The organism is Yersinia sp. Marseille-Q5920, from assembly GCF_946902935.1.
GTDB lineage: Bacteria > Pseudomonadota > Gammaproteobacteria > Enterobacterales > Enterobacteriaceae > Yersinia > Yersinia rochesterensis.
In genome coordinates this window covers 83,708-104,219 of sequence record NZ_CAMPQA010000003.1, presented here as the reverse complement: position 1 = coordinate 104,219, position 20,512 = coordinate 83,708, and the positions used below count along the sequence as shown (strand labels likewise).

The window sequence follows — 20,512 nt, the reverse complement described above, 5'->3', positions numbered from 1 at the left end:
TTAAATTTAATTAATAATTGTTAGTGCATTAGTACAATACTTATAAGCATTAATCATTCATTTGCGAGGTATTCGGTATGAATTTATTGAAAAATCTGGCGGTAGCTCTGGTGGTGACAGGGGTTTCTTTTGGCGCGATGGCGGCTAAAGAAATTACTAAAGAAGAAGCTAAAAATTACGAAAAAATTGGCACAATCTCGACTTCGGGTGAAGCAACATCGCCAATGGACGTGAAGCATGAACTGTCAAAATTGGCAGACGAGAAAGGCGGTAAGTATTACCTGATTATTGCCGAGCGCGAGAAAGGGAAGTTTGCTGCCGATGCAGAAGTCTATAAATAATGTTAGCAGAGATGCCCAAGTGGGCATCTCATTTGGTGCGCTGTTAATTTTTCAAGTGATAAATCACTGTGTTACATTGATTCTTTCCCTCAGGGCAACGCTTGCAATTGCCGCTGAGGCACCCGCTATTATCTTGCTCAATACGTTCAATCTTGCCCATTGCGGTCAACTTTTCCAGCATTGCCTCAACCAGAGGTAAAGGCAGCGCCAATTGGTGGCTTAACTGCTTGGCATCAGTGTTGCCGCTAAGGGCGATTGCATCGCGCAATTGCACCAGGCTTGCCATAGCTTCTCCTCATCAATGACAGTCATTGCCAGAGCGCTGGCAACACTTGCTGGTGGGTGTATTGTTTTGTAATCTCACGGTGACCCGGCTGCGCGCCCGGCGCAAACCCAACAAGATTAAAACATTAATAATAATAACCAATGCGATAATGCTAAGACTCTGTTGCGGGTGATCCCGGAAAGTGGCCGCTTGATAGAACAAGGTGGCCAGTGAGTAAGCAACATTCAGCCCCCACAGTATTGAGAAAGTCATCCAGCCGCGGCTGGTTTCCCGCGTAATCGCCCCCATCACCGAGACACAAGGCACATACAGTAAGACGAAAATCAGGTAGCTGTAGGCTGAAATACTGGAGCCGAACTTGCTACTCATCATCCCCATCGAACCGGCCGCCATTTCGCCGTCACCTTTACTGGCTTCAATAGGGTTGGATAACACACTGAGGCTAAAAGTATCTTTTAACCCCTGCCAGGTGGTATCAACCGCTCCGGCCAATTCACCCCATAAATTAAAGCTTTCAGCATCAAAAGGTTCATTTTTAATTTGTTCGGCGGTGTAAAGGGTATTCAATGTCCCCACCACGACTTCTTTGGCCATGGCCCCGGTGACTAAGCCCACAGTCGCTTGCCAGTTATCCTCATGAATCCCCATTGGCGACAGTAATGGCGTTAATACTTTACTAACAGAAGCCAGCGCCGAGTCATTAATACTGTCGACGGCTTTGCCGCTGAAAGAAAAACTGTTCAAACCGCCAATAAAAATACTCGCGATAACAATGACTTTCCCGGCGCGCAGGACAAATCCTTTCAACCGTTGCCAGGTTTGTAATAACAGACTTTTGAGATGCGGCACATGATAAACCGGCAATTCCATCACAAAGGGTGATGCTTCACCGCGCATGATGGTGTATTTCAAAACCAATCCGGTGAGAATGGCGACGGCAATCCCCAGTAAATAGAGAGAAAAGACGATACTGGCCCCGTCCTGGCCGAAGAATGCGGCGGCAAATACTGCAAATATAGCTAGCCGCGCGCCACAGGACATAAACGGCGCCATCATGATAGTTATCAATCGCTCGCGTTGAGCATCCAAGGTGCGTGCGCCCATAATCGAGGGTACATTGCAGCCAAAACCAACAATCAACGGCACAAAAGATTTACCCGGTAACCCCAGCGCCTGCATCAGCCGGTCCATAACAAACGCGGCACGGGCCATATAGCCAGAATCTTCCAAAAAGGAGAGGAACAAATACATCATGCCAATTTGTGGCACCAGCGGCAGCACGGTGTTTATCCCGCCCCCGACCCCTTGGGCCAGGAAGATAGTTAGCCACTGCGGGAAATGCAGTGTATAGCCAACCCATTGTATTCCTTGAATAAAAATGGCCGCAGAGCCGATATCAAATATCGGTTGTAGCGCCCCGCCGATATTAATGGCCAAGACGAACATTAAATACATGACAAACAAGAAGATAGGCACGCCCAACCAGCGGTTCAGGATCACTTTGTCGAGTGCTTGTGTCAGGCGGTTGGGTTCGGCTTGCTGTGAGTTGCCGACGATATCGCAGATACGGGCAATGCTCTGATAGCGGGCATCGGCGATCACCAGTTCTGAGTCTTCGTGCTGATTTTTCCGTAGGTTTTCACGTGCCAGCTCAAGGCGTGGCGCAGCTATACCCGCACGCGCCAAGCTGTAAATATCCCCTTCCAAGATTTGCAGGGACAACCAGCGGCGTTGTTGAACCGGCAAGGAGGGCGGCATTTCCTGCACCAGCTTCTCCACTTCATGCAGTAGCACCGGCGGGTAGTTAATCAAAGCTTTAAAAGTGACGGGCTGAAACTCATCAATGCTCGTTTTTAATTCATTGATACCGCGCCCTCGAGTCGAGATCAGCGGGATAACCGGGCAGCCCAATTGCTGAGAAAGGGCTTCAATATCAATATCAATGTGCTGGCTTTTGGCGATATCCAGCATATTCAGAGCCACGATACAGGGGATGCCTAGCTCCAGCAGTTGCAGTGTCAGGTAGAGATTGCGCTCCAGATTGGCGGCATCCACCACGTTAATCAGCAGGTCCGCTTCGCCGCTCAAAATATAGTGGCAGGCAATTTGCTCATCCAGCGAGGTTTGCTCTGAAATGGTCGTTAGTGAGTAGGTTCCCGGCAGGTCAACCAAAGTCACTTGGTGTTGCGCGGTGTTGAAGTGGCCCTCTTTGCGCTCGACAGTGACCCCGGCCCAGTTACCAACTCGCTGGCGAGCGCCAGTTAACTGGTTGAAAAGGGTAGTTTTACCCGCATTGGGGTTGCCAATTAGGCCAATGGTGAGTGTTTTCATAATCCAACGTGATAATCAATAAATGAAAGTCAGCTTGCGCAAGGCGATTATCTTGCATCACCCCGCAACCAGAATAAGAAGTTGACCTGAAAAACAAGAAGTTGACCTGAAAAATAAAGAATTGACCTGAAATCTTAGGGTTGCAGGTCGAGAGTCAGCAAATCTAAGTCTTTTTTACGGAGCACCAGACTGACCCGACGAGTTTCTATCTGAATAGGGTCACCTAAGGGCGCTAGGCGAACAACATTAAATGAAGAGCCGGGTAGCATACCCAGAGACAACAATTTCTGCCGGTAAGCGGGGCTAATTTCAGGTGAGAAACCAACAATTTTGTAGGAACGTTGTGGGATCAAATGCATAAGAGCCTCTTGAAATGTAGGTAATTAATTATCGTTATTGATGTACCAGTATTCAGAGTGATTCCACCCTACTCGCCATACTTCAAGCTGCATGTGCATTGGCTACCTTCCTGCAACTCAAATTATTTAGAGTCTGTAAGACGTAATAATTAAAGTAATAATAGTAAGAATCGTTTTCATATTCAACTCAGGTTAAATACTCAAAAGTAAATATTCATTACGATCTCATTTTTATAATTAATGAGTCTGATTTTTATTTGCGCTTGTTTTACCATCAAATTAGCACAATCGCAAATGCGAACAATGAGTTAAATCAGTTAACTGAATGTTTCTATAAACCGTTATCCATAATGATAAATACCGATTATTAACATAATCATTTCACTATGATTTGAATCAAATAACATTCGCATTCTAATTAACTATTAGAATGCTATGGTAATTATTTATAAATTAACAGCCATAGCGGACCAAATTAAACCGCATGTTAACTATGATGTTAAATCAGCCAGGGTGATACTCGATTTAACACTGGATAAAAGAATTGCGTGCTAATTAATTTAGAAGATAACCCAGCAATCTTATAGAAGAAAAAAATATGAGCGTAGAGGGTCAATAACCCGTTAGGGATGAGTTTTAACTGACAAATGCCATGCAGAAAGTGAATAAAGCAAGCTGAGGGTCACAAATGTGGCCCTCAGCTCCGATATCAGCGCTTTTTAAACGCCGCAGCCAACGCGTCACTCATGGCGCTGTTGTTGCTGCCAGAATTGCTGTCTACGCGCCCTTTGGCTGCTGGGCGGCTATTGGATTCATTATTATTCCGTGGTCGGCTGTTATTACTGGAATTATTGGCATTGGCACGGTTTTCACCGCCATTACCCCGGCGTGAACCGCTTTCACCCGGTTGCTCATCAAGGCGCATCGTCAGAGCAATACGTTTGCGCTGCAAATCCACTTCCATGACTTTAACTTTGACGATATCGCCGGCTTTCACCACCTTATGCGGGTCATCGACAAATTTATCTGCCAGTGAGGAAATATGCACCAGACCATCCTGATGAACGCCGATATCGACAAACGCACCAAAGTTAGTCACGTTAGTCACTGAGCCTTCGAGGATCATACCCGGCGTCAGGTCATTCAGTGTTTCCACGCCCTCGGCAAAGGTCGCCGTTTTAAACTCAGGGCGGGGATCTCGGCCCGGTTTTTCTAGCTCGCGTAAGATATCGGTGACCGTCGGCACACCAAATTTCTCGGTGGTGAAATCGCGGGCATTGAGATTACGCAAGGCCGTGGCATTGCCCATCAAATCCTGCAAAGCTTGCTCGGTGGCGGCCAAAATACGCTCGACAATCGGATAGGCCTCTGGATGCACTGTTGAGGCATCCAGCGGGTTATTCCCGTGGTTGATACGCAAGAAACCGGCGCACTGTTCAAAGGCTTTTGGCCCTAAGCGGCTGACTTTCAGCAATTGTTCGCGGTTATGGAAGCGGCCATTCTCATCACGCCAGTTCACAATATTTTGCGCCATCATGCGGGTCAAACCGGCGACTCGGTTCAGCAATGGCACGGACGCGGTGTTCAAATCGACTCCCACGGCGTTTACACAGTCTTCTACCACCGCATCCAGTTTTTTCGCCAATTGGCTTTGGCTGACATCATGCTGATATTGGCCGACCCCGATGGATTTCGGGTCGATTTTCACCAGTTCCGCTAACGGGTCTTGCAAGCGGCGGGCAATAGAGACCGCGCCACGGATGGAAACATCCAGATCTGGGAATTCCAGTGCCGCCAGCTCCGAGGCTGAATAAACTGACGCCCCGGCTTCACTGACAATGACTTTCTGCGCCGTCACCGCCGGATACTGCTGTTGCAGCTCAGTAAAGAAGCGCTCGGTTTCCCGTGATGCGGTGCCGTTACCAATCGCTACCAATTCAACCTGATGTTTGATGCACAGGGCGGCCACTACAGCGGCGGCTTTTGCCGTCTGCCCGGTATGAGGATAAATGGTATCGAAGGCAACCAGCTTGCCGGTAGCATCAACTACCGCCACTTTTACCCCGGTGCGCAGGCCCGGATCGAGGCCCATAGTGGCGCGCATCCCTGCTGGGGCCGCCATCAGCAAATCTTGCATGTTACGGGCGAATACATTGATAGCTTCGTCTTCGGCCCGTTCACGCAAGGTGCTCATCAACTCGGTTTCAAGATGCATCAGCACCTTAATGCGCCAAGTCCAGTTGACCACCGCTTTGCGCCAGCTGTCTGCCGGCGCATTATTCAGGCGCAGATCCAGGTGATTGATAATAATCTGTTCGCCCTGACTCTCGCGAGGCGGCTCGTCAAACTGGGGATCGGGATTCAGCGCCAGTTGCAGCACACCTTCATTACGGCCACGGAACATCGCTAGGGCGCGGTGAGAAGGGACTTGGGCGATAGGTTCGTGGTGATCAAAGTAATCGCGGAATTTAGCGCCTTCCTGCTCTTTGCCTTCCACTACTTTTGATACTAAATGGGCGTTTTTCCACAAGTATTGGCGCACTTTCGCCAGCAATGTTGCATCTTCCGCAAAACGCTCCATCAGGATATAGCGCGCGCCATCCAGTGCCGCTTTGGTATCCGCCACGCCTTTTTCAGCATCGACAAAAGCGAGCGCGACCTGTTCTGGGTCTTGCTGTGGATCATGCCATAAGCTGTCTGCCAAGGGTTCCAGACCGGCTTCAATAGCAATCTGCCCACGGGTGCGGCGCTTGGGTTTATAAGGAAGGTATAAATCTTCCAACTCGGTTTTACTCATGGTGCCGTTAATGGCACCGGCGAGTTGCTCGGTGAGCTTGCCTTGATCTTCTATTGATTTAAGAATGGTTTGGCGGCGGTCTTCAAGTTCGCGCAGATAACCCAAACGGCTTTCCAACTGGCGCAGCTGGGTATCATCCAATCCGCCGGTAACTTCCTTACGATACCGTGAAATAAAGGGCACGGTATTACCTTCATCCAACAGGCGTATTGCAGCAATCACTTGCTCCGGTCGCGCCTGTATTTCGCTTGCAATAATGCTGCTCAGTTGTTCATTCATAAGTCTGATATCAATTTTGATAGAGGAATAGGGAAAAATCATAGAGAACAGTTATACGGATTGCGGTAAAAAATTGCCAGCACTGCGGTTATCCCGGCGAGCCAGAAAAAGTATTGTGAGACATTTCCACTTTGTAACAGGAAAGCCAACAACCTCATTCCCAAAATATTGCCTAACGAATCACCCAATGTTGCTGACAGTGATAGCAAACCAAAATAGGTCGCGAAACTGCCATGGTCAGCAAATGCAGCATTATTTGCATCTGCGCTGGGCATGTACACCATAAGAGCCAGGGAGAAAACCCCCGCAGCCCATAGAATCAGTACCATATCCTGAGCAAGATAAATCAGGAAAAAAGAAACAGAGAATAACATCAGAGCGACAGCAGGATAATAAGATGGAATATACTGATTAATATAGAGACTGACCCAATGCTGCAACACCATGACGCATAGCGCTTCCACGATAAAGAACAGTGTCAGATTACTTTCGTCATCGAAGGTCTCGCGGGTATAGAGAGGGATGGTGGAATAAAGCTGGGCATGCAGCATCCATAATAAACTGTTGACCAGTAGGAAGCGGCAGTAATTGCGATTTTTAAAGGGCTTGAGCCAGTCAGCGAGTGTCAGGCGCGGAGCTGGGGGCGGTTTGCACTCAGTCCCCGAGATGTATATCAGGCAATAGACCAGCAGTAATATATAGAGGCCACCGATAATCCAATATAGCCCTTGGGGTACATAGCGTAGGATTTCAAAGCCGATGATAGGGGCAATCAACGCCGAACCATTCATCAAGATATAGAGAAAGGAGTAATCAGCCGAGGTTGTCGCATTGTGAGACCGAAGTTGTTTCTGGCTGGCAATAAATGACTGAGTCAGCAAGACAACCGAGGAAACACCCACTCCAGCGATACACAGACACCAAGGGGCGAATTCCCCCATGAGAGCATTCGACGATGCTAATAAAAAACCACTGGCGGCGATGCCTAGCGCGAAAATCAGGCCGGAACGAAAAGTCAGGCGATCAAACCACGGCCCCAGTGCGACTTTGGATAACCGTGAAACTAAAATGTAGCCAAACATAATGACGCTGACAGTGGTAATAGGAAAACGTAAATGTTCATGGAGATAAGTGGAAAACGTCGTCATCAGCACGTAATAAGCCAAAGAGGAGCCAACAAAAATGATAGCAATTGGCTGCATCGGTTGAGGGCGTTTCCATAACCGCATCAATGAGTGGCCTAAGCAGATCGACGGCTACGGTGGCCTTCACCCAATGGTTGATGCAAATAAACATCCAGCAGGTGGCATTGCCAGAGATAAAGCGCTTCAGTAAAACCATAGGCGAATCTCAATGCTGCCCCAGCAATAGTTATCGGCAGGGCACCATAGCAAGCTGAGAATAAACTTAATGAATTGAGATGGTCATACTCTTCATCGGTTTCGGCATGCGCTATCAGCGGCATGACAACATCGTCATGCAAAGCATGCTGAGCCGCCACATGGTGATAAAACTGGCGAGTCTCCTCAACTCGCCGCGCCGTTTTCTCTAGAACGGCCACGCAACTTTTATAGACGAACGGGTGCTGTTTAGCCGCCATCTGCAAGAATCGGCAAATTCCCTGGGTGCTGGGTAGCGGCAATAAGTTTTTTTCTAATTGAGGCAATTGATGAGCATGTCGAAAACGTGTTGCGCTGACTTTAAACAAATAAGGATGATCCCATTCCTCTGATAAATGAATGATGCACTTATTAATCAGTAATAACTCATTAGTGTGGGCTAATACGGTGCCCAAATGTTGGATAACACTGTGGGTATGGTGATAATTCTCGATTGCCCAGGCGTAAAGAGTATTGAGATTGTTCGGCGAATCTGGATTATTCATTTTTTGCCAAAATGTATCAAAATACAGGGCGTCGGCCCAAAGATTCAGTTCTTTATTAATGGCTTCAGCGGCCATGCTGGCATCAATGTAATCGGCATCGGGGGGAAAGGGGTAAAGCATCATATTCTGGTCAAGAAATTCGATAAAATCGTCGCTGAATGCCTCACAACAACCCGCTTCTTGCAGTGCCCGTTCAGGATCTCTATGGGCTGAAAGCTGGGAGGTAAAAAAAGTGCTGATATCGGTGTCAACCAACTCGACAACCTGTAGCCTTGAAGTCAGGCGCAGCCTGTGTTCCTGAACATGCTCAATGCTGATTGAGTTTTTTAATAGCATACTTTCCTCCTATCCTTGCTCGGTTTATGCGCCAGAGTTACACGCCGTGTAACCAATCCATTTTTAGGCGGGGAAAAGGCAATTTTTTATTGACATAAAAAATGCTTATTCCCCGGTAAAATAGATGAAATTGATCCCCCAACGAGGCTAGGTTAATCAAACTGGTATCTAAATCCCGTTGTAAACGTGGCCCCAAAATATCGGCACAGGCTTTGCCATAACGGCCACTATAGGGGTAACCATAGCGCTGAGTCGCGGGAATACTGGCAAATGATATTTCGTTGCTGGTCGCTTCGGCGACCCATGAAGAAAGTTGTTGGGTTACTTTCTGATGACTAGAGATGCGTTCGAAAAATTGCGCCATGGCGTTAAGCGCGTCAGTATCTCCTGGGGAACCAAAAAGCCCCATGGCATAAGAGAATGCTAGTGGGTCTTTCACCGCCATATTTTCCAGCGCCAACTGGAACATTAAAGTTGAGGTTAATGGCTCAAGCTCCGTGATCGGGGAGTGGGTCAATTCCTGGCAGATAGCATCCCAGTATTTATGCATGTGGTGTGAATGGAATGCGTGGCGGATAAACAATTCCTGCAACTGTTTATCCTCAGTTTCTGCTGCACATCGTGCGAGGGTTTTGTCCAGCCCGTATAACAAGTGGCACATTTCAACCATCAGTTTGCAGCAGTGTGGCGCTAGCCCATAGTATTCACTTAGCTTGTCGCCCTCCAGCCAGCCGCGTAATACATGCAGTGTGGTAGTCAGACATTCATCTATCTCTTCGGGTTGAACAACATCCCAAAGTTCTCTGGCAATAGATAAATCATGCAGTGATACAAGGGGGATGGCTGGGGCGATGACAGTGTTATCCATAAAATAGACCTCAAATAATGAATATTAGCCGCCAACTCCTGACGACTGAAGCTGATGATAGGGGGGTTGTGGCGGACGGTTAGTTAAATAGGGAGGGTCTGATAGGCGGTAATGATGATAAATATTGTCATTCCACACCTCAAACCAATCTGCCAGCCGATGGCAGCTTGAAAAAATAGCGGCTACGGTTGCTGCTGGTAGCATTGGATGGTTCTCCAGCAGCTGTTCAAAGATATCGATATGGCCAAATTCTTTATCAACCATCAAGTGGCGAATAAGTTCATCAGTGAATGCCTGAGGCAAATCGTGTCGTTGGCCGACGGTTTGGTAAAAATCCACTACTGTTTGGTCATTATCCGTGGTGGCTTCCAGTAACGCCTCGCAAGCGTTGTACACCAGTGTCCCTAGAGGGGCGACGCTGCGCATAAATAGAGTGATATTTAATGTGCTTGCCAGTGGGCGGCTTTCATTTAGATAGTCTGCACTGATAGCTGTGGCCTCACAGGCGGTCATAAACAGCCGATAGTGATCCCATTCTTCGCTGAGATGGCGGAACTGGACTTGCTGTTCTCTTTCCGTGCTCGCGTACTGGACGGCGAGGGGCATATGTGACATTACGCTGCGGGTGTAATGCATATTTTCCTGCGCCCAACCAATCATTATCGATGCGGGTTCATGACCATCATACAGACCTTGCCATATCATCGGCTGGTCGTACATTTGGTGAACCCATATAGGGAGCCAACGGTTAAATTCCTGTAGAAATAAAGATGTTGGAATGGCGTGGTAATCCGGTAAACACCAGATAAAGCCAGCGTCCTCCAGAGAAGCGAGAGTGTTATTCAACTTATTGATATCAAGAGAAAGAATTGTGGCGATTTGTTCCGTAGTGTGTTTGCCATTACAGCACCCAAGTAGGCGATTAAAACGTTCCCATTCAGCAAGATCGGCAATGGTCAGCAAGACCCCTGCTCGTAAGGCTGTATTGGTTGATAGCGTGATATGAGGTAACAGTAAGGGCTTAGAACCTTCCATACGTGTTCGCTCCATTGTGTAACGTTATATGAACTGAGACATAAACTAACCTCCCTAATGTTCCAGGGAGGTTTCGGTTGTTATTGATCGGCGGCTGGCCGAGGTACGTTTTGTGCCGGTAATTTGGTTTCTAGAATAATTATTTCCATTTTTATACCCTCCATTATGTAAATAAATTCATATACAACATTCAGTTAATAAATACTGATAAGTGGTCGACCACCCACTTCTTGTTCTAAAACTCACTGGTTAAAAAGTCAACATATCCAGTTCCAAATGAGAGAAACTACAGATATCTTGTGAACAAGCCGCAACGCGAGAGTGGGGGCAACCCATTGGATAATGAGGAAATAAACTTATTGGCAGAAAGTTTCGTTATTACGTTATATTGCGTGGTATTAGACCCAACCATATTGATTGGATGAGCGAATGGCTAAAAGCAACTACATTACCCGCGAGGGCTGGCAGGCGCTGGATCGGGAGCTGCATTATCTGTGGCGAGAAGAGCGGCCGATAGTGACACAAGCCGTGTCTGAAGCGGCCGCCATGGGTGACCGTTCGGAAAATGCCGAATATATCTATGGTAAGAAGCGACTGCGGGAAATTGACCGCCGGGTGCGCTTTCTGACCAAGCGCCTTGAAGTGCTGAAAGTTGTCGATCCCGACCCTCGTCAGGAAGGAAAAGTCTATTTTGGTGCTTGGGTGCGGGTAGAAAATGAATTAGAAGAACAACGCATCTTTCGTTTGGTCGGGCCGGATGAGTTTGATCCTGCGAAAAAATGGATTTCTATCGATTCGCCGGTGGCCCGTGCCTTAATAGGCAAACAGGTGGATGATGAAGTGACGGTGCAAACACCCAATGGCGAAGCAACCTACTGGATTTTAGAAATTCGCTATCGCCCATTTGACGAAAGTGTTGATAATTAAGCCCGACAATAAGCTTTGTAACAATTTCGACTAGAATATATACCATTAATAGCTGTCTGTTATACCCGTCATACTTCAAGCTGCATGTGCGTTGGCTGCTTTCGTTCACCCCAGTCACTTACTTATGTAAGCTCTTGGGGATTTACTCAGTTACCGCCTTCCTGCAACTCGAATTATTTAGGGTATAGAGTAAGTTTTTCTAACAATGTGCAGATTCGGGCAATACGGCCTTTGGGAGTAATAAAATGCAAGAGAATCACAAGATTCTGGTCGTTGATGACGATATGCGCCTACGTGCGCTATTAGAACGTTACCTGACAGAGCAAGGTTTCCAGGTGCGCAGTGTTGCCAATGCTGAACAGATGGATCGCTTGCTGACCCGTGAGTCTTTCCACCTGATGGTGCTCGACCTGATGTTACCAGGGGAAGATGGCCTGTCTATTTGCCGCCGTCTGCGCAGTCAAAGCAACCCAATGCCGATCATTATGGTGACGGCGAAAGGTGAAGAAGTTGACCGTATCGTTGGGCTGGAGATTGGTGCGGATGACTATATTCCGAAGCCATTCAATCCCCGCGAATTGCTGGCCCGCATCCGTGCAGTATTGCGTCGTCAGGCTAACGAATTACCGGGCGCGCCTTCACAAGAAGAAGCGATTATTGCCTTTGGTAAGTTCAAACTGAACCTCGGGACTCGCGAGATGTTCCGTGAAGATGAGCCTATGCCATTGACTAGCGGCGAGTTTGCGGTGCTGAAAGCCTTGGTCAGTCACCCGCGTGAGCCATTATCTCGCGATAAATTGATGAACCTGGCGCGTGGCCGTGAATACAGTGCAATGGAGCGCTCTATCGACGTACAGATTTCACGTCTGCGCCGCATGGTAGAAGAAGATCCAGCGCATCCACGCTATATCCAAACCGTATGGGGTTTGGGCTATGTATTCGTGCCGGACGGCAGTAAAGCATGAGGCGATGGCGCTTTTCTCCGCGTAGCTCATTCGCCCGAACCTTATTACTGATTGTGACCTTGTTGTTTGTCAGCTTGGTCACGACGTATTTGGTGGTGCTGAATTTCGCCATTTTGCCCAGTTTGCAGCAGTTTAATAAAGTGTTGGCCTATGAAGTTCGTATGCTGATGACTGATCGACTGCAACTGGAAGATGGCACGCTACTTGAAGTCCCGCCGGCGTTTCGGCGTGAGATTTACCGTGAATTGGGGATTTCGCTTTATACCAATGCTGCGGCAGAGGAAAGTGGCCTGCGTTGGGCACAGCATTACAAATTTCTTAGTGATCAAATGGCCCAGCAATTAGGTGGGCCAACCGATGTGCGGGTTGAGGTGAATAAAAACTCCCCGGTTGTCTGGCTAAAAACATGGTTGTCGCCGGATATCTGGGTGAGGGTGCCATTAACCGAGATCCATCAAGGCGATTTTTCGCCACTGTTCCGCTATACCTTGGCCATCATGCTGTTGGCGGTCGGCGGGGCTTGGCTGTTTATCCGTATTCAGAATCGTCCCTTGGTCGAGCTGGAACACGCGGCTTTGCAGGTCGGTAAGGGTATTATTCCGCCGCCTTTACGGGAATATGGCGCTTCAGAAGTGCGTTCTGTGACCCGGGCATTTAACCAAATGGCGGCTGGCGTGAAGCTGCTGGCTGATGACCGCACTTTGCTAATGGCCGGGGTCAGCCATGACTTACGCACACCATTGACCCGGATTCGTTTGGCGACGGAAATGATGAGTGAAGCCGACGGTTATCTCTCTGAGTCGATCAATAAAGACATTGAAGAGTGCAATGCCATTATTGAGCAATTTATCGATTATCTGCGCACTGGGCAGGAGATGCCGACCGAATCGAGTGATCTTAATGCGGTGTTGGGTGAAGTGATTGCGGCTGAAAGCGGCTATGAGCGGGTAATTGAAACAGATTTATGCCAAGGCGAGGTCATGGTGGATATTCATCCGTTATCCATTAAACGCGCTTTGGCAAATATGGTGGTGAACGCCGCCCGTTACGGTAATGGTTGGATAAAAGTGAGTAGCGGCACTGAACTTCAACGCGCCTGGTTCCAGGTGGAAGATGATGGCCCCGGTATCAAGCCCGAAGATTTAAAGCATTTATTCCAGCCTTTTGTCCGTGGTGATAGCGCACGCAGCACCAGCGGCACCGGATTAGGGCTGGCCATTGTGCAGCGGATTATTGATGCGCACGCCGGTTCGTTGGATATCGGCACCAGTGAGCGGGGCGGATTACGGATTCGGGCTTATATCCCGTTGCCGTTGGATGTGAAGGCTAAGCCATCAGTGGTAGTGTGATCAGATTTGGTTATTGAATATTAATTGTTCAGTGACTAGTGAATAGTGATTCGGTTCGGTTGAGGCTACGGAGATAAGCTAATCACTAAACTCATGACAACCGAACCCGATCACCGAACAACCACAACCCAACCTGATCACTAAACCACCAAACCAGATCTAATCCATTGTTGATGTGCGAAAAACAAAAAGGGACACCAATGTGCCCCTTTTGTCATCTTACAAAACCAAATCTAAATCAGATCTTTGGCCCTGCGCTGACTAGCGCGGCCCCAGCTGGGGTATCCGTATACTTATCGAAGTTAGTGGTAAAGCGCTTCGCTAAGTCTTCGGCTTTCTCTTGCCACTGCGCGACATCGGCGTAAGTATCGCGAGGGTCGAGGATTGCAGGGTCTACGCCCGGTAATGCCATCGGCACCGCCAGATCAAAGATAGGTAAAGTAAAGGTTTCAGCCTTATCAATTTCACCATTCAGAATGGCGTCAATGATAGCTCGGGTATCTTTGATGGAAATACGTTTGCCCGTGCCATTCCAGCCAGTGTTGACCAGATAAGCTTGTGCGCCCACCGCTTGCATACGTTTCACCAGCACTTCTGCATATTGTGTTGGATGCAGTGACAAGAATGCGGCACCAAAACACGCAGAGAAGGTTGGCGTCGGCTCAGTAACACCGCGCTCAGTACCGGCCAGTTTGGCGGTAAAGCCAGACAGGAAGTGATACTGGGTTTGATTTGCCGTCAGGCGAGATACCGGCGGTAATACGCCAAAAGCATCAGCCGTCAGGAAAATAACTTTAGTGGCATGGCCCGCTTTAGATACTGGCTTGACGATATTTTCAATGTGGTAGATAGGGTAAGAAACACGGGTGTTTTCAGTTTTGGAACCGTCATTGAAATCAACAGTACCATCTGGCAGTACGACTACGTTTTCCAGCAAAGCATCGCGCTTAATTGCATGATAAATATCGGGTTCTGCTTCTTCGGATAATTTGATGGTTTTGGCGTAGCAGCCACCTTCAAAGTTAAATACGCCGTCATCATCCCAGCCATGTTCGTCATCGCCGATCAACTTGCGTTTCGGGTCAGTGGACAGGGTGGTTTTACCGGTACCGGACAAGCCGAAGAAGATAGCAACATCGCCTTTTTCGCCGACGTTAGCCGAGCAGTGCATGGAAGCAATGCCTTTCAGTGGTAGCAGGTAGTTCATCATTGAGAACATACCTTTCTTCATTTCACCGCCATACCATGTGCCGCCAATCAGCTGCATACGTTCTGTCAGGTTAAAGGCGACAAAGTTCTCTGAATTCAGACCTTGCTCTTTCCAGTTCGGGTTAGTGCATTTAGCGCCATTCATGACGATAAAATCAGGTTCGAAATGGGCCAGTTCTTCATCTGTTGGGCGGATAAACATGTTTTTGACGAAATGCGCTTGCCAGGCCACTTCAGTGACAAAGCGAACTTGCAGACGGGTATCGGCATTGGCACCGCAGAATGTATCAACAACAAACAGGCGCTTGCCAGACAACTGATTGGTTACCAACCCTTTCAGGTGGGCCCAGGTTTCTTGGCTCAGCGGTTTGTTATCATTCTTGCCTTTGCCTTGATCAGCCCACCACACGGTATCCTGCGTGATGGCATCTCGGACAATATATTTATCTTTGGGTGAACGGCCAGTAAAGATACCGGTGTCTACCGCAATTGCTCCTGTGGTGGTGAGGGTTCCGCGCTCGTATCCTTCGAGTGTGGGTTTGGTCTCTTCCTGGAACAGTAAATCATAGCTTGGGTTGTAAACAATCTCGCTGACGTTATGGATGCCATAGGCGGCGAGCTCCTGCGGGGTAATTCCTTTAACACTCATGTCATAACTCCTGGATCGTCAATTTTCTACCAGCGATTGTAATTACTCATCTCTGATTAACAGCGATAGCGTTCAAATATTTCAATATATGGCCTATTTTTCGCTAGGTTATGAGAGATAGGACACGGATTGTCGCAAGTATGAAACAGCAGGAGAAATAGCTGGGCACGAGTCAGCACCCAACTATGCATTACAAGAATTAATGAATTTGTTCTGGTGACGGACTATTACCGCTTTTTAATGTGGCGATATCAACCGCATCAAACAGGTAGTGAGTGCCGCAATACTCGCAATTCATATCGATATTGCCGTCCAGCTCGAGCATCTCTTTAACGTCATCTTCGGATAACGTCACTAATGCATCGGCACAACGTTCACGGGAACAGGTACAACGGAAGCTGACATTTTGTGGCTCATAAAGTGTCACTTCTTCCTGATGATATAACCGATACAGCACCTCATTGGCCGGCAGGGTGAATAACTCTTCAGCTTTAATGGTGGTGGTCAGTTGTGCCAGATGATCAAACTCATCTTCATTGCGATCTGTTGCTGGCAGAACTTGCAGCAACATACCGCCTGCGGCAGCTTTACCCTCTACACTACCCGTGCGGATGAACAGGCGGGTAGGGAGCTGTTCAGACTGCATAAAGTAATTTTCCAGACAGGCAGCGATGGTTTCACCTTCCAATGCCACGACGCCTTGATAGCGTTCCCCCTGTGCTGGCGTGATAGTGATCACCAGATAACCACTGTTGCCCATCATCTCTTTCAGGGTGCTTTCATCACTGATCTCGCCTTTAAAGCGGGCGACGCCACGCATTTCTTGTTGGTTATTGCCGTTAATCACTGCCAGTGATAGTGGGCCATCGCCGCCCTGCAATTGCACCGTAATATCACCGTCAAACTTGAGGGTAGCCGTTAGTAGACTGGTCGCGACCAACATTTCACCCAACAGTTTTTGTACCGCGGGTGGATAATCATGATTGGCTAATACCTGCTGATAGGTTTCATTAACTGAAACTAGCTCACCGCGCACCGCATGGTTAGCGAACAGATAGCGATGTAGTTGATCGCGATTAGATTGGTCGTGATGAGACAGGTCGTGATTAGACATAATTTTCTCTCTTTCTGGCTGCAAGCAGTTTACTCAGGCTCGCCTTGTTTAAATTTGATTAGGTTGCGACGCTCTTTTTTATCCGGACGTCGATCCGGATGCGGCATAGTCAGAGCATTTAGCTTGCGCGCCTGTGCCACTTTCTCGCGGTTAGCAATGCTGGCCTCTGTTTCTTCATATAATGCCTGAGCTTCACTTGCGCCCCTGCGCTGGTGGTGTAGCGCCAAGACCCGTACTGTGCGCTCATCGTTTCCTTGGCGCAGGCGGATTTCAGCATTGATTTCAACTAACTTACTCGGTTTACCGCGCTGCCCGTTGTAGTGGACTTTGCCGCCGTCCACCATGTCCCGCGCGACGGCTCTGGTTTTGTAAAACCGGGCAGCCCAAAGCCATTTATCCAGCCGAACCGATTCATCCAAAGCTGTTTTATCCTTCATGAAAACTCCTGTCGTTAGGCTGAATTTCCCCACTCACTTGCGTAACTGCAATGCGGGCAATAGCTTACGGTAATCATTGATTGCAGGATGGCTGTGAAATGCCTTATCAGCACAGCTGGAATCTGGGTTTTCTATCCCCAGACAATAGCGGATACCAAAGGCGTGCGCGGCATCCAAAATCTTTTCACTGTCATCGACAAATAAGGTTCTGGCAGGATTCAGCCCAGTATGCTGTGTGACAGCTTGCCACAGCCGTTGATCTTCCTTTGGATAACCAAATGTATGGGTGGAAAGTAATAAATCAAGGTGCTGGTCGAGAGCGGTGTGCTCAATTTTTACCGCCAGGCTGTGCGGGTGGGCATTGGTGAGCAAAATAGTTTGCAAGCCGCGCTCCCGTAAACTGGTCAGAAAGGGCTGGGTATCCTGGCGCAGACGAACCCGGCTGCCCGCTTGTGTGGTCATGGCGTAGATATCTAAATCCAGTCGCTCACTCCAATAATCGAAGCAATACCAATTTAATGTGTGCTGCACTGCCAGATATTCATCATGGATAATTTTATGCGCTTGTTCCAGCGAGATTCCGCGCTGTTGGCTGAGAGTTTCCGGTACCTGCTTTAACCAGAAATGGCTGTCGAACTCTAAATCCAGCAGAGTGCCATCCATATCCAGCAGCACGGTATCAATTTCTTGCCAATTAAATTCAGGGGGCATAGCGGCTCCACAATCACAATAGTGGTGATAACCCGTCATACTTCAAGCTGCATGTGCGTTGGCCGCCCTTCTGCAACTCGAATTATTTAAGGTATAAATAATAGTTCATAATAAACGAAAAATGGCTAACGCAGGAAAGGTGTTGGAGTGAGGGTTTGGTTGAAGCAATTATCATAATAGCGCTGAATATTATCCATACGGCTACGGTTTTTCAGTATCCGCTGAATGAATAAGGTTGCATTCACCGCGAAACAAATCATCAGGGCCAGCAACAGCAGGCTGGTACCCAAATAACGGCCGAGTGTCATGATATCCGGTTCACTGTGTAATGCAATATGGCGGGTGCCATTGGCGTCGGTAGTGATATTGGTAATGATCCCTTCCGCCTTAAATGGGGTGTTGAGTAGCAGCCCAGAGAGCCGCTGTAACTCCCGCCATTGCTCAAGCGCACTGTAATCAAACAGTGGAACCGATGGAGCAGGGTGATTAACCAGTTGTTTACCTTCATCGCTGGTAATCAGGAACCCACCCGGCGGTGGGCTGTTTAACGCTTCTGTCGCCAAATGTGTTTCGCGGTAAACAAATGATGAGGTTGCCGTCTTAACCAGATTTTCCAAGGTGTCAGCACTGACCGGGCGTAACAGCACATTCATGCCTTTTAAGGTGCCAGATTGTGCCCGTTTCACTAGCCCAGACCAATTTTTGGCATTACCTAAATTCACCAAGGCATTTTTTAGACGGATACAATCGGCGTCTCCACCACATAATGCCTGCGTTTTTAGGACGATATCAGCAAAGTTATCCAGCAAAATCATGCCGGATTTTTCAATCGCAGTTGCCAACTGTGGGTTAACGTTGGTATCCGTGCCTTGTGGGTGCAGTTGTTGGTTGACGGTCGCCACCAGCGCGGCCGCTTTTTCAATAATTTCAGATTCAGGTTGCGGCAAGGGTGCAGCGTTATTCCAATAGATACCGGAACAATCAAAAGGTGTAAAAACAAAATTGTGTGGGTTTTGGGTATTCGGTGGGACATAGCACATCCCCGTCCCCTGCGCTTTCAGCATATCGCCAATATGGAGTGGCATCTTTTCTAATGCTTCGACGCTGGTCACCTGCTGGCTTTGTGCGCCTTGTAACCAAGCAACACTTAATTTCAGCGGCAGACCCAATGGGATATAAATCAGTAATAATCCCATGACTAACAGTGAACCGGCCATCAGCGTCAGGTTTTTCCCCCAACGCTGTAGAGGAAAATGTTTCATTTCATCATGCAGGGATAAAAAAGCCCCCTGACGAACAACCTGACGATTGAGATAGATATCAATGTTGGTTTTTTTACCCAGATCATGAGCAAAATAAGGCCCCCAATGGGCCGGATAAATCAGATCTACAATCCCGAGTGAGATATTGTTCATCTGCCCCTGATTTGACTCACCGAACAGGCCCCAGCGCTTTGGTGTACCACTCAAGCAATGAACTTCCCGCAAGTCTTTCTCAGATAGCGGGCGGAACATATTCCAGCAAGCCCAACCGGTTAATATGGCTGCCACAATAATAAGCCAGGGCAGTATTACCGTTGGGCCAGTCAGTGCAAAGAACAGCAATAGCAATGCTAAACAAATAGCCGCCGCTTCTTTTAGGCCATTAGCGCCATGCAGAGCATATTCTTCCGCTGTTTCCTTACGGATATTCAGCAGCTCAATATGCTCGCTATCCGCCTTGCGAATTGACGCATTTTGCGCCACTGAAGGTAAAATAAGCTGGTAACTATTCTCAGACTGGTGATTTTTCAGCGTATGCCCGTTGAGGGAAATAACCAGAGGGAGCGGCTGGGTTTGGATCAGTTCTACGTCATTATCCTGAGTAATATATTGTTCCCACGAAGCAGGTAAATGAACTTCAATAGAATCAAGATAATAACGCCAATTATTGGGTTCATCAGTGGCCACGCCATAGCGGGTAATGGCGCGCGTAACCGAATAAACATTGTCGCTTTGAGGGGTTAGAATAAGCTTCGTGGGTGAAGGAGTGCTGTTGCTCAGGCTATGGGTATCAAAAGTTGATTGGGGTTTAAGCCCAATCTTATCCTGTTGATTTAAGAGATAATTCTCAACGTTTACCCGCTCTTCAGGTGTCAGTTTGCGATGAGTAGGTTTTACGAACGGCAGAGTTGCAGTTACGGGAGCAGGGCGGCGGAATCGGAACCACCACCACAAACCTACTGCGATCAGACTGGTCAACAGTAAGGCCAATATTATGACTATTGTGCTCATCCCATCCCCATCCGAACGCCCCTGTTTTACGCCAACTCTATGAAATAACGCATTATCCCCGTCATACGTCAAGCTGCATGTGCGTTGGCTGCTTTCATTCACCCGAATCATTGACTGGCGTCAACTCATCTGGATTCACTCAATTGCCGCCTTCCTACAACTCGAATTATTTTGGGCATATATTATGCATAAACACCTTACAGAGGCATATAACAGAGTTATTCATCAAATAACTTAATGCAAGTGCTCTTTCACTGCCCGTAGGCTGATAAGGATAGCAAGGCTAAAACTTCGGTAATATCAGCATAATCCTATTTTCAAACACAATTTTTAACGAGTACTGCACTGAAATAGGATGAAA

General features: G+C 48.0%; 17 protein-coding genes. 4 read left to right on the top strand and 13 right to left on the bottom strand.

Annotation, left to right across the window (positions count from 1 at the left end):
- The first annotated feature begins 77 nt into the window (after positions 1 to 77).
- Entirely contained in the window at positions 78 to 341 is a 264-nt protein-coding gene (locus OVO64_RS05785) for a YdgH/BhsA/McbA-like domain containing protein (protein WP_038637281.1), read from the top strand.
- Between the two features lie 43 nt (positions 342 to 384).
- On the opposite strand, the gene OVO64_RS05780 is transcribed toward OVO64_RS05785, so the two are convergent.
- The 8 genes from OVO64_RS05780 to OVO64_RS05745 form a co-directional block, all read right to left on the bottom strand.
- The gene (locus tag OVO64_RS05780) at positions 385 to 627 is read right to left on the bottom strand and encodes a FeoC-like transcriptional regulator (protein ID WP_038637278.1); all 243 of its coding nucleotides are present in this window, start codon (positions 625 to 627) and stop codon (positions 385 to 387) included.
- A gap of 12 nt (positions 628 to 639) precedes the next feature.
- Positions 640 to 2,958: a Fe(2+) transporter permease subunit FeoB gene (gene feoB / locus OVO64_RS05775; RefSeq protein WP_145510063.1), complete on the bottom strand. Its 2,319-nt coding sequence runs from the start codon at positions 2,956 to 2,958 to the stop codon at positions 640 to 642.
- Between the two features lie 134 nt (positions 2,959 to 3,092).
- Positions 3,093 to 3,317, bottom strand: a complete 225-nt coding sequence (gene feoA / locus OVO64_RS05770; RefSeq protein WP_005186094.1) for a ferrous iron transporter A — start codon at positions 3,315 to 3,317, stop codon at positions 3,093 to 3,095.
- Between the two features lie 709 nt (positions 3,318 to 4,026).
- Positions 4,027 to 6,393, bottom strand: a complete 2,367-nt coding sequence (locus OVO64_RS05765) for a Tex family protein (protein ID WP_050291835.1) — start codon at positions 6,391 to 6,393, stop codon at positions 4,027 to 4,029.
- Between the two features lie 38 nt (positions 6,394 to 6,431).
- Positions 6,432 to 7,622: an MFS transporter gene (locus OVO64_RS05760; RefSeq protein ID WP_230852362.1), complete on the bottom strand. Its 1,191-nt coding sequence runs from the start codon at positions 7,620 to 7,622 to the stop codon at positions 6,432 to 6,434.
- A gap of 11 nt (positions 7,623 to 7,633) precedes the next feature.
- Positions 7,634 to 8,614, bottom strand: a complete 981-nt coding sequence (locus OVO64_RS05755) for a hypothetical protein (RefSeq protein ID WP_038637264.1) — start codon at positions 8,612 to 8,614, stop codon at positions 7,634 to 7,636.
- A gap of 37 nt (positions 8,615 to 8,651) precedes the next feature.
- The gene (locus OVO64_RS05750) at positions 8,652 to 9,482 is read right to left on the bottom strand and encodes a hypothetical protein (protein WP_050291833.1); all 831 of its coding nucleotides are present in this window, start codon (positions 9,480 to 9,482) and stop codon (positions 8,652 to 8,654) included.
- A 24-nt stretch (positions 9,483 to 9,506) separates the two neighbouring features.
- Positions 9,507 to 10,517: a hypothetical protein gene (locus tag OVO64_RS05745; protein WP_038637256.1), complete on the bottom strand. Its 1,011-nt coding sequence runs from the start codon at positions 10,515 to 10,517 to the stop codon at positions 9,507 to 9,509.
- A 429-nt stretch (positions 10,518 to 10,946) separates the two neighbouring features.
- Here OVO64_RS05745 and greB point away from each other — a divergent pair, with 429 nt between their 5' ends.
- The 3 genes from greB to envZ all read left to right on the top strand — a co-directional run bounded on the left by greB (position 10,947) and on the right by envZ (position 13,758).
- Positions 10,947 to 11,444 carry a transcription elongation factor GreB gene (gene greB, locus OVO64_RS05740; RefSeq protein WP_038637253.1) on the top strand — a complete coding sequence of 166 codons (498 nt, stop codon included), beginning with the start codon at positions 10,947 to 10,949 and terminating at the stop codon, positions 11,442 to 11,444.
- Between the two features lie 245 nt (positions 11,445 to 11,689).
- The gene (gene ompR, locus OVO64_RS05735; RefSeq protein WP_004393220.1) at positions 11,690 to 12,409 is read left to right on the top strand and encodes a two-component system response regulator OmpR; all 720 of its coding nucleotides are present in this window, start codon (positions 11,690 to 11,692) and stop codon (positions 12,407 to 12,409) included.
- Complete coding sequence (envZ, locus tag OVO64_RS05730) at positions 12,406 to 13,758, top strand: two-component system sensor histidine kinase EnvZ (protein ID WP_038637250.1); 1,353 nt, start codon at positions 12,406 to 12,408, stop codon at positions 13,756 to 13,758. The genes ompR and envZ overlap by 4 nt, the downstream gene beginning before the upstream one ends.
- A 238-nt stretch (positions 13,759 to 13,996) precedes the next feature.
- Here the strand turns inward: envZ and pckA are convergent, their stop codons facing one another.
- The 5 genes from pckA to OVO64_RS05705 all read right to left on the bottom strand — a co-directional run bounded on the left by pckA (position 13,997) and on the right by OVO64_RS05705 (position 20,151).
- Complete coding sequence (gene pckA / locus OVO64_RS05725; protein ID WP_004393224.1) at positions 13,997 to 15,616, bottom strand: phosphoenolpyruvate carboxykinase (ATP); 1,620 nt, start codon at positions 15,614 to 15,616, stop codon at positions 13,997 to 13,999.
- 199 nt (positions 15,617 to 15,815) lie between these two features.
- Positions 15,816 to 16,730: an Hsp33 family molecular chaperone HslO gene (gene hslO / locus OVO64_RS05720; RefSeq protein WP_038637247.1), complete on the bottom strand. Its 915-nt coding sequence runs from the start codon at positions 16,728 to 16,730 to the stop codon at positions 15,816 to 15,818.
- 29 nt (positions 16,731 to 16,759) lie between these two features.
- Entirely contained in the window at positions 16,760 to 17,167 is a 408-nt protein-coding gene (hslR, locus tag OVO64_RS05715) for a ribosome-associated heat shock protein Hsp15 (protein ID WP_038637244.1), read from the bottom strand.
- A 33-nt stretch (positions 17,168 to 17,200) separates the two neighbouring features.
- Positions 17,201 to 17,878: a GMP/IMP nucleotidase gene (gene yrfG, locus OVO64_RS05710; protein WP_145509945.1), complete on the bottom strand. Its 678-nt coding sequence runs from the start codon at positions 17,876 to 17,878 to the stop codon at positions 17,201 to 17,203.
- A gap of 125 nt (positions 17,879 to 18,003) precedes the next feature.
- Entirely contained in the window at positions 18,004 to 20,151 is a 2,148-nt protein-coding gene (locus tag OVO64_RS05705; protein ID WP_038637238.1) for an intracellular growth attenuator family protein, read from the bottom strand.
- Between the last annotated feature and the right edge of the window lie 361 nt (positions 20,152 to 20,512).

Coding starts and splice junctions, on each gene's coding strand:
- OVO64_RS05785 (WP_038637281.1), top strand. CDS start 78: ATGAATTTATTGAAAAATCTGGCGGTAGCTCTGGTGGTGACAGGGGTT.
- OVO64_RS05780 (WP_038637278.1), bottom strand. CDS start 627: ATGGCAAGCCTGGTGCAATTGCGCGATGCAATCGCCCTTAGCGGCAAC.
- feoB (WP_145510063.1), bottom strand. CDS start 2,958: ATGAAAACACTCACCATTGGCCTAATTGGCAACCCCAATGCGGGTAAA.
- feoA (WP_005186094.1), bottom strand. CDS start 3,317: ATGCATTTGATCCCACAACGTTCCTACAAAATTGTTGGTTTCTCACCT.
- OVO64_RS05765 (WP_050291835.1), bottom strand. CDS start 6,393: ATGAATGAACAACTGAGCAGCATTATTGCAAGCGAAATACAGGCGCGA.
- OVO64_RS05760 (WP_230852362.1), bottom strand. CDS start 7,622: ATGCGGTTATGGAAACGCCCTCAACCGATGCAGCCAATTGCTATCATT.
- OVO64_RS05755 (WP_038637264.1), bottom strand. CDS start 8,614: ATGCTATTAAAAAACTCAATCAGCATTGAGCATGTTCAGGAACACAGG.
- OVO64_RS05750 (WP_050291833.1), bottom strand. CDS start 9,482: ATGGATAACACTGTCATCGCCCCAGCCATCCCCCTTGTATCACTGCAT.
- OVO64_RS05745 (WP_038637256.1), bottom strand. CDS start 10,517: ATGGAAGGTTCTAAGCCCTTACTGTTACCTCATATCACGCTATCAACC.
- greB (WP_038637253.1), top strand. CDS start 10,947: ATGGCTAAAAGCAACTACATTACCCGCGAGGGCTGGCAGGCGCTGGAT.
- ompR (WP_004393220.1), top strand. CDS start 11,690: ATGCAAGAGAATCACAAGATTCTGGTCGTTGATGACGATATGCGCCTA.
- envZ (WP_038637250.1), top strand. CDS start 12,406: ATGAGGCGATGGCGCTTTTCTCCGCGTAGCTCATTCGCCCGAACCTTA.
- pckA (WP_004393224.1), bottom strand. CDS start 15,616: ATGAGTGTTAAAGGAATTACCCCGCAGGAGCTCGCCGCCTATGGCATC.
- hslO (WP_038637247.1), bottom strand. CDS start 16,730: ATGTCTAATCACGACCTGTCTCATCACGACCAATCTAATCGCGATCAA.
- hslR (WP_038637244.1), bottom strand. CDS start 17,167: ATGAAGGATAAAACAGCTTTGGATGAATCGGTTCGGCTGGATAAATGG.
- yrfG (WP_145509945.1), bottom strand. CDS start 17,878: ATGCCCCCTGAATTTAATTGGCAAGAAATTGATACCGTGCTGCTGGAT.
- OVO64_RS05705 (WP_038637238.1), bottom strand. CDS start 20,151: ATGAGCACAATAGTCATAATATTGGCCTTACTGTTGACCAGTCTGATC.